9 protein-coding genes are annotated in these 8152 nt (G+C 59.2%); 3 read left to right on the forward strand and 6 right to left on the reverse strand.

Annotated elements, in window-relative coordinates; genetic code table 11:
- Window positions 1-128 precede the first annotated feature (128 nt).
- Both ACFFAR_RS17975 and ACFFAR_RS17980 read left to right on the forward strand, forming a co-directional pair.
- Window positions 129-704, forward strand: a complete 576-nt coding sequence (locus tag ACFFAR_RS17975; RefSeq protein ID WP_062169137.1) for a TetR/AcrR family transcriptional regulator — start codon at window positions 129-131, stop codon at window positions 702-704.
- A 456-nt stretch (window positions 705-1160) separates the two neighbouring features.
- Window positions 1161-2186 carry an alpha/beta hydrolase gene (locus ACFFAR_RS17980; RefSeq protein WP_075360607.1) on the forward strand — a complete coding sequence of 342 codons (1026 nt, stop codon included), beginning with the start codon at window positions 1161-1163 and terminating at the stop codon, window positions 2184-2186.
- Between the two features lie 59 nt (window positions 2187-2245).
- On the opposite strand, the gene ACFFAR_RS17985 is transcribed toward ACFFAR_RS17980, so the two are convergent.
- The 5 genes from ACFFAR_RS17985 to ACFFAR_RS18005 all read right to left on the reverse strand — a co-directional run bounded on the left by ACFFAR_RS17985 (window position 2246) and on the right by ACFFAR_RS18005 (window position 6872).
- Window positions 2246-2857, reverse strand: coding sequence for a glutathione S-transferase C-terminal domain-containing protein (locus ACFFAR_RS17985; protein ID WP_172811906.1), 612 nt, complete (start codon window positions 2855-2857; stop codon window positions 2246-2248).
- Window positions 2858-3024: 167 nt separating this feature from the next.
- Window positions 3025-3741, reverse strand: a complete 717-nt coding sequence (locus ACFFAR_RS17990) for an ABC-type transport auxiliary lipoprotein family protein (protein ID WP_174364316.1) — start codon at window positions 3739-3741, stop codon at window positions 3025-3027.
- Window positions 3738-5408: an intermembrane transport protein PqiB gene (locus ACFFAR_RS17995; RefSeq protein WP_061998456.1), complete on the reverse strand. Its 1671-nt coding sequence runs from the start codon at window positions 5406-5408 to the stop codon at window positions 3738-3740. The genes ACFFAR_RS17990 and ACFFAR_RS17995 overlap by 4 nt, the downstream gene beginning before the upstream one ends.
- Complete coding sequence (locus ACFFAR_RS18000; protein ID WP_174364315.1) at window positions 5401-6096, reverse strand: paraquat-inducible protein A; 696 nt, start codon at window positions 6094-6096, stop codon at window positions 5401-5403. Before ACFFAR_RS18000 ends, ACFFAR_RS17995 begins: the two co-directional genes overlap by 8 nt.
- Window positions 6093-6872 carry a paraquat-inducible protein A gene (locus ACFFAR_RS18005; RefSeq protein WP_174364314.1) on the reverse strand — a complete coding sequence of 260 codons (780 nt, stop codon included), beginning with the start codon at window positions 6870-6872 and terminating at the stop codon, window positions 6093-6095. Before ACFFAR_RS18005 ends, ACFFAR_RS18000 begins: the two co-directional genes overlap by 4 nt.
- A gap of 430 nt (window positions 6873-7302) precedes the next feature.
- Between ACFFAR_RS18005 and ACFFAR_RS18010 the strand changes: the two genes are divergently transcribed.
- Window positions 7303-7863: a cytochrome b gene (locus ACFFAR_RS18010; protein ID WP_061998457.1), complete on the forward strand. Its 561-nt coding sequence runs from the start codon at window positions 7303-7305 to the stop codon at window positions 7861-7863.
- Here the strand turns inward: ACFFAR_RS18010 and ACFFAR_RS18015 are convergent.
- On the reverse strand, window positions 7864-8152 hold a 289-nt coding region (locus ACFFAR_RS18015), incomplete at its 5' end, for a hypothetical protein (RefSeq protein ID WP_375508211.1). It abuts the gene before it with no gap.

The following is an 8152-nucleotide window of genomic DNA, read 5'->3' on the forward strand; positions in this document are numbered from 1 at the left end:
TCATGATGTTTGCGGAGAGCTTGTTAAAAACGCCCTGTTAAAAACGCCCGATGAAATTCATTAAATTTCCTTGACTATCTATCTTCTAGTAGATAAATTACGACTCATCGAAGGCATGAGATTCCGAAATGAACACCGAGAAAACCCCGGACAAAAACACCGTGCGCGAGCAATTGCTCGATCACGCGCAAATCCTGTTGATGACGCGCGGGTACAACGGGTTTAGTTATCGCGATCTGTCGACGCTGGTTGGGGTGAAGACATCGAGCATCCACTATTACTTCCCTTCGAAGGAAGATCTCGTGCTCGAAGCAGTGAATACCTATAGCGCAGATGTCATGTCGTCGATTTACGCCATCGACAGTTCGGCTTCCGCCGAGAAAAAGCTTGATCGCTACGCGAAGCTGTTCGGCAAGATCGTGGGCGAAGGCGATCAGGTTTGCTTGTGCGGAATGCTGGCTGCGGATATCCAGTCTTTACCCGAGGACGTGCGTCATGCGGTTCAGGCCTTCTTTAAAGCAAATGAATCGTGGCTGGCGAAAGTGCTGGCCGAAGGCGAGAAGCAAGAAACCCTGCGTGTAAATGGTAAGCCCGAGGTGACTGCCCGGGCGCTATTCGCGGCGTATCAGGGTAGTCTGCTGGCTTGCCGATTGTTTCATTCAAAGGTGCGTCTTGAAGAAGTCACGCAAACCGTAAAACGATGAAGGCGTAGCGTGGCTTCTGAATTCATTGGGTCGTAATACAAGGTAATTGTTCGGAATATTGTTAATAATGAATAAACCTTTATCAAAACCAATCTATCTTTGAGTAGGTAGATTTTGATTTCCGATTCCTTTGACGGGAATGTGATTTTTTGCTTTTTGTCTTACTTTTTTACCGCGTTCAAAACGCGCGTCGAGCCGACTAATCATCCCTGCACGGATTTGATGAGTGATTTCGCGCGTCACGGTTTTAACGGGTCTGTAGATAGCAGGTACGCAGTTATCCATTGTTGGTGCCAAGGTTTCCCGGCCGCCGTGAGGCAAGTCGCAGTCGTATCAATGCCGTATCAAAGCCGTATCAAAGCCGTACCGCATCATCTATCTACAAGTAGATGCATATGAATTTCAAATGTTTCTCAAGCAAGCATTTATCAACGCCCCTCACTAACAGGAGTCAACATGTTCAAGCTCAAGTCTCTCGCCATCGCTTCTGCCGTTGCTGCAACGCTGACCGCAAGCGCCATCGCGCAGGCCGCGCCCGTGCTCGAACCGGCGACGCAGCAGTTCATCGATGCACTCACCGCACAGAAAGGCCCGCCGATCTACACCTTGTCTCCCGCCGATGCCCGCAACGTCCTTGCCGGCGCCCAGTCGCAGCAGGTCGAAAAGCAGGCCGCGCGAATCGAAGACCGCGTGATCGATGCCGGCCCGACCGGCAAGGTCGCGCTGCGCATCGTACGCCCGGCGCAGGCAAAGGGCGTGCTGCCCGTGATCATGTACTTTCACGGCGGCGGCTGGGTGCTCGGCGATAAAAACACGCACGACCGCCTGATCCGCGAAATCGCGAACGGCGCGCAGGCGACCGTGGTTTTCGTCGATTACGATCGCTCGCCCGAGACCCAATTCCCAGTGCCGGTCGAGCAGGCTTACGCTGCGACGCGCTACGTGGCTGAGCATGCAAAGCAATTCAACGTCGATGCAACCCGCATGGCCGTGGTCGGCGACAGCGTCGGCGGCAACATGGCGGCCGCGGTCACGCTGATGGCGAAGGAGCAGGGTGGCCCGGCGCTGCGCTACCAGGTGCTGTTCTACCCCGTCACCGATGCAAACTTCGACGACGGCTCGTACAACGAATTCGCCGACGGCCCGTGGCTCACCAAAAACGCGATGAAGTGGTTCTGGGACGCATACGCGCCGAATGCAGCCGACCGGGAGAAGATCACAGCGTCGCCGTTGCGTGCATCGCTGGATCAGTTGAAGGACTTGCCGCCGGCACTCGTCATCACCGACGAAAACGATGTCCTGCGCGACGAAGGCGAGGCCTACGCCCGCAAGCTCTCGCAAGCAGGTGTGCGTGTAACGGCGGTGCGCTACGAAGGCACGATCCACGACTTCGTGATGCTGAACGCGCTGGCGAAGACGCCAGCCACGCGGGCGGCGATCGAGCAGGCGAACACGGTGCTGAAGAAGGCGCTGGCGAAGTAATCGCGCCGCCATGAAAAAAAGCCCCGAAAGGGGCTTTCTTGCAGGACTGTAGAGAAACCTCAAACCGGCAATGTATCGATAAAAGACTGGCGCAGCGACAAACGCTGCACATGCTTGTCGAGATTGGGGTAATCCTCGCGCCAGTTCAACTCGGGCATGCGGTAGTCGAGATAGCCGAGCGCACAGCCACAGGCGATATCGGCGAGCGTGAAGTGATTGGCCGAGCACCAGTTTTTCGCGGCAAGTCCTTTGGACATCGCTTTCAGGCCGTCATCGATCTTGCGCTGCTGGCGCTCGATCCACGCGTCGTTGCGTTGCGCTTCCTCACGCTGCGTGCCTTCCAGGCGGATCAGCACGGCTGCGTCGAGCATGCCGTCGGCGAGCGCTTCCCAGCATCGGACTTCGGTGCGCTCACGACGTTCCTGCGGCAAGAGCTTGCCGACCGGCGTGAGCGTATCGACGTATTCGCAGATCACGCGCGAATCGAAAACCGCTTCGCCATCGTCCAGGATCAGGCAGGGCACCTTGCCGAGCGGATTGTAACTGTGGATTTTCGAATCAGATGCCCAGACGTTTTCGAGCACCAGTTCGCAGTCGATCTTCTTTTCTGCCATCACAATCCGCGTCTTGCGAACGTACGGGCTGCTGAGCGAACCGATCAGTTTCATCATCTGTATTTTGGATTCTGCAATGAGTAGTCACGGAGAGCGATCTTAACCGCCCCGGCGCGTACCGACTTAATTTCGAGATTGCGGCGTTGTGGTCGGGCGACAAAAAACCCGGCGCACCTTCCGGTGCAACCGGGTTGCGGCGGACTCTGGTCGGAGTCCTTTCAGATTCACTGCGCCGGCGCGGCGTTCATCGGACAAGGCAACAGACGCGGCGGCGCAGGCATTGCGGGCTTCGCGCTTTTCGCTGAAACCGATGTCATCGACGGTGCGGGTGCCGAACTCACCGTCTTGACGCCGGCGGAAATCGCGCCGGCGAGCGCATCCACGGCTTGCCGATGCCCCGCCACCAGCGCGTCATAACCATCGCCAACTGGCTGTTCGGACACGGTCCGGCACGTCAGGACAGCCTGGTTGCTAACGCCGCGCACGCTCCACACGGCATCGATCAACGCGCGTTTTCCCGGCGACGATTCAAAGCGCTGCACGTTCACCTTCACGCGATACACCGCCGCGCCGTCGGGATGCGGCGTGCCATAGACATCGATGGCGCCAAGCTGCTGCGACAGATCCGCCGATAACGCGCGCCGCACTTCGTCGGCGGGAAGCGATGCCCAGCGCTGATCCTCGAGCACCCGCACCTGCGCGGTGCCGTCCTGCACGACCATCTGGTTCTTCGCGACTTGCGGCGGCATGTCGACCGGCGCCAGCTCCAGATAGAACGACGCGGGCGCCGTGGTTCTCACCGTGCTGTCACCCGAGCCGCCGCCGAGCGTATAAAAACGCGCGGGCGGCGAGCTGCTGCATGCGGCGAGCGCGGCGATCCCGGCCACGAGGCCCACCGCTGGAACCCGGCCGGCGGCCTTGAAAAATGTGGCCAGACTCATGGCTTATCTCCTGGTTTTCCGCGCAACAGCGATTCCGGATGACGTTCCAGATAATCGGAGAGCGCATTGAGCGATTGCAGCGTCCGCGTGAGTTCCTGCAGCGCCTGATGAACGTCCGACTGCAGCGGTGAATCCTGCTGCAGCGTGCTTTGCGCTTCGGTGAAGGTGTTCTTCGCGGCGGTCAGCGTGTCACGCGCCTCGGGGGCGACCTGGGTATCGAGTTGCTTGAAGAGGCTGTTCGCGTTCTTCAGCGCACTGTTCAGGTTGTTGCCGATATCGTCGAAAGGAATCTTGTCCAGCTTCTTCGCGATATCCGCCACCTGCAGTTGCAACTCGTCGAGCGTGTTCGGCACGGTCGGCAGTTCGAGCGGATCGGCCGCGACATTCACCGTGGCTTTCGCCGCCTTCGGGAAGATATCGAGCGCCACGTAAAGCTGCCCGGTCAACAGGTTGCCGGTGCGCAATTGTCCCCGCAGGCCGTTTGTGACGAGCTTCTGCAGCAATTCCTGACCGGCGACGGTGTTCTGGCGCGGAACCGAATCGCGGAAACGCTTGCCGAGCCTGTCCGGGTAGATGTTCATGGTCACCGGCATCTGGAAGGCGCGCGATTTCGGATCGTATTCAATCGCGATGCCCGTCACGCTGCCAAGCAGAATGCCGCGGAAATCAATCGGCGCGCCGACCGACAGCCCGCGCAGCGACTGGTTGAAATTCATGACAACGCGTATTGGCTGGCCGTCCGGATCGCGCATGGCGTCCGATTCGTCGGAGCCGAGGCGGAACGTCATGTTGTCCGGCGCCTGCTTGCCGGGTTCCTGGTTAGGCGGCGTCTGGAACGCAATGCCGCCTAGCACCACGGTCGCGAGCGATTGCGTGTTGAGCTTGAAGCCGCTGGAATCGAGCCGCAGATCCACGCCGCTTGCATGCCACCAGCGCGAGTTCGTGCCCACGTACTGGTCGTAAGGCGCGTTCACGAAGACCTGCATGGTGACGCCGGTGCCGTCCTTGTCGAGTGAGAAACCCGCGACCTGACCCACCTGCACGCGACGATAATAGATCGGCGATCCAATATCGATGGAACCCAGCGAATCACCGCGTAACGTGAACTGGCGGCCCTTCTGGTCGCCGGTCACGGCGGGCGGCGATTCGAGCCCCACGAAGTGGGTCTCGTCCTCTTTCGACTTCCCTGCATCCACGCCGATGTAGGCGCCCGACAGCAACGTGCCGAGACCGGTCACGCCGCTTGCCGCCACGCGCGGACGCACGACCCAGAAGCGCGTGTCCTTCACGGCGAAATCTTCGGCAACCTTGGTCAGCTGGACATCGACGAGAACGCGCGAATGATCCTTCGACAACGTGATGTTCTTCACCGTGCCGACATCCACATCCTTGTATTTCAGCTTCGTCTTGCCGTTTTCGAGCCCTTCGGCGCTCACGAAACTGATGGTGATAGTGGGACCGCGTCCTGCGACCGACTTCACGACCAGCACAATGCCGATCAGCGCCGCGATCAGCGGAATCACCCATACGAGCGACGGAACCCAGCGGCTGCGCGGCTCGATCACGGGATCAGGAAGGTTCGGCGGTAATCCACCGCCGCCGGCATTGCGGGAAGGCTCGTTGGGGCCCTTGGCCGTATCGTTTGAGGGGCCTTGCGGGCTAGTCATATTTCTTTCCTGAAGGTTCGATGTGATCCCACATCAGCCGCGGGTCGAATTGCATGGAGGCAAGCATGGTCAGCACCACGACGCAGCCGAATGCCAGCGCGCCCGGCCCTGGTGTGATCACGGCCAGCGACCCGAAGCGCACGAGCGCCACGGTGAGGGTGACGACAAAGACGTCGAGCATTGACCACCGGCCGATTTTTTCGACGATCCGATACAGCGTCGTACGTTGCCGCGGACGCCATTTGGACGCTGTTTGAGTCGCCCAGGTGAGGTAGGCGAGGGTGCCGAGCTTCAACATCGGCACGAGGATACTGGCGATAAAAATAATCGCCGACAGTGGATAGTCGCCGTCGTTCCAGAACATGGCGACGCCGCTCATGATGGTGTCGTCTTCTGAACCGACAATCGACGATGTATGCAGCACGGGGTACAAATTGGCCGGAATGTAGAGGATCGCGGCGGACAGCAACAGCGCCCACGTGCGCGCGACGGAGTCCGGATTACGCCTGTGGAGTTTCGCGCCGCAACGCGTGCAGCGCTGCGTATCGATCGTGACCGCGCGTTTTTGCACGAGGTTGCAGGCGTGGCAGCCGATCAGCCCGGCGCGCGAGGCCGTGGTGTAGAACGGAGCGGCATCGGCGGCACTGGCGGTTTCTTTTGCTTCAGCAGGTTCGGGTGTATCGGTCATGGCTTCAGCGGTGGAGACGCGGCGTTGGCTGGAGATGCATCAGCCGGCGCGCTGGACGGCAAAAGCGGCCGCAACAGGTCAAGCGGGGATTCGGCCTGGAGATCGGTTTGCCGGTCAGCACCCATGCCGGACTGAAGGCCGCCGAACGGGGTGTATCGTAGAGGCCCGCGCTTCGCCAGGCGCCCGGCGATTTCCCAGAGCGCGCGTGGATCGAAGGTCAGGATCACTGCGAACAGCAGCGTCAGCGCGCCGAACGCAAACAGGGCGGCCTCGGGGATCACGCGCGCGATGCTCACCATTTTCACCAGCGTAACCAGCACGCCGAGCATGAATACTTCGATCATTCCCCACGGCCGGACAAACTGGATTGCGCGCAGCACCTGGCTGAAACCGGCCGGGACGAACCCGGCGCGCAACGCGACCATCAAGTACAGCATGGCGACGAGCTCAGTGAGCGGAAAGAGGATCGTCGCGCAGAAAACCATCACCGCGATCACTTCCATGTTCTCGCCCCACAACGCGACGATCGCGCCGATCAGCGTGGTCTGCGAGGTGATCCCGTTCGTTTCCAGCTCCACAATGGGAAACGCCTGCGCAATCAGGAAAGTGATCAACGCGGCGAGCGTGATGGCGCAAAGCTTGTCGAGATTCGACGCCACGCTCGGATAAAGCGTGGCGCCGCATCGCGTGCATTTCGCTGAAGTTCGCACGGGCAGCGCACGCTTGTGAAAAAGCGTGTCGCATTCGTGGCAGGCAATCAGATCGTCTTCTTCCATGAGTGGAGTACTGGCTCTTGCGGGGGTGTTATTCAGTGTCTTGTCGCGTCCTGGTTCCGGGGCAGCCGCTTAAAAGAGCAAGGGCCGGGCCAGCGCGCATGGTAACAAACAGCGGCTACCCGGCGTCACAACGTGTCGGGGCCGGCGAAACCGTCAGGTCCGTCATGCGCCGAGACGTTCAAGGCGTTTATCCGATGATTTGATTCCCAATCCTCTCACGGATCAACTCGGCAGGATGACATCAGCGTCATTCTCGCGCCAGCACAATGCCAGAAAGGGATCGGCAACTATTTCTCTACTGAAAGCTGTTTTTTACTTGTTCGGGTAGGATGGCGGCCTTGAGACCTGCTTCACGGTTTGACGCCCTTTCTTCGGCGACAAACCCAAAATGCTGCAGGTCAATTCCGCACTTCTTTCTGGTGGACACCGTATGGAACGCAGCCCGAATTTCGCCAGCTCCGAAAGCTATAGCCGCACCGCAATCGGCCTTCATTGGCTGATCGCGCTCTTGATCATCTGCGGTTTTTATCTTGGCTGGATCATGACCGATATCCCCGGTTTCACGCCAACCAAGCTCAAGTACTTCTCGTGGCATAAGTGGATTGGCGTAACCGTGTTCGCGCTCGCGGTGATCCGTGTGCTTTGGCGCAGCACGCACAAGGCGCCGTCCATGCCCCGGCGCATGCCGGGGTGGCAAAAAGGCGTCGCGCATCTCACGCATTTCCTGCTTTATGTATTGATGCTGATCATTCCGATTTCGGGTTATCTGTACAGCTCCGCTGCGGGCATTCAGGTGGTTTATCTCGGCGTGTTGCCGCTGCCGACGATCATCGGGCCGGACAATGTGCTGAAGGGCACGCTGAAGATGGTCCACATCTATCTGAACTACACACTGCTGGTCCTCGTCGCCATGCACGTGCTCGCAGCGTTGAAGCACCATTTCATTGATCGGGATGGACTGCTCGCCCGCATGATTCCGTTCCTGCGGTGATCATCGCTCGTATGTTTTTTGCGACGTATTCCCCGGAATTTCGAGTTTATTGATTCTTGTTTGTTGATAGCCCGTTTCCCAGAGGCGGGTTGCGCTGATTCGCATTTGATTCTCAAATAGCGACTCGTCCCAATATCCGGTTCGCTTCAGGAAATACATGAAACACGTGAAATTCTCCCGTTGGTTGGTTGCCGGCGTTTCCGCCGCATCGCTGGTCGCGGCAGTTTCCGCGTTCGCCCAGGCCCAGGTCGACACCGCCAAAAGCACCGTGACGGCGACGTCCAGGCAG

This window comes from uncultured Caballeronia sp. (assembly GCF_964243625.1).
Lineage (GTDB): Bacteria > Pseudomonadota > Gammaproteobacteria > Burkholderiales > Burkholderiaceae > Caballeronia.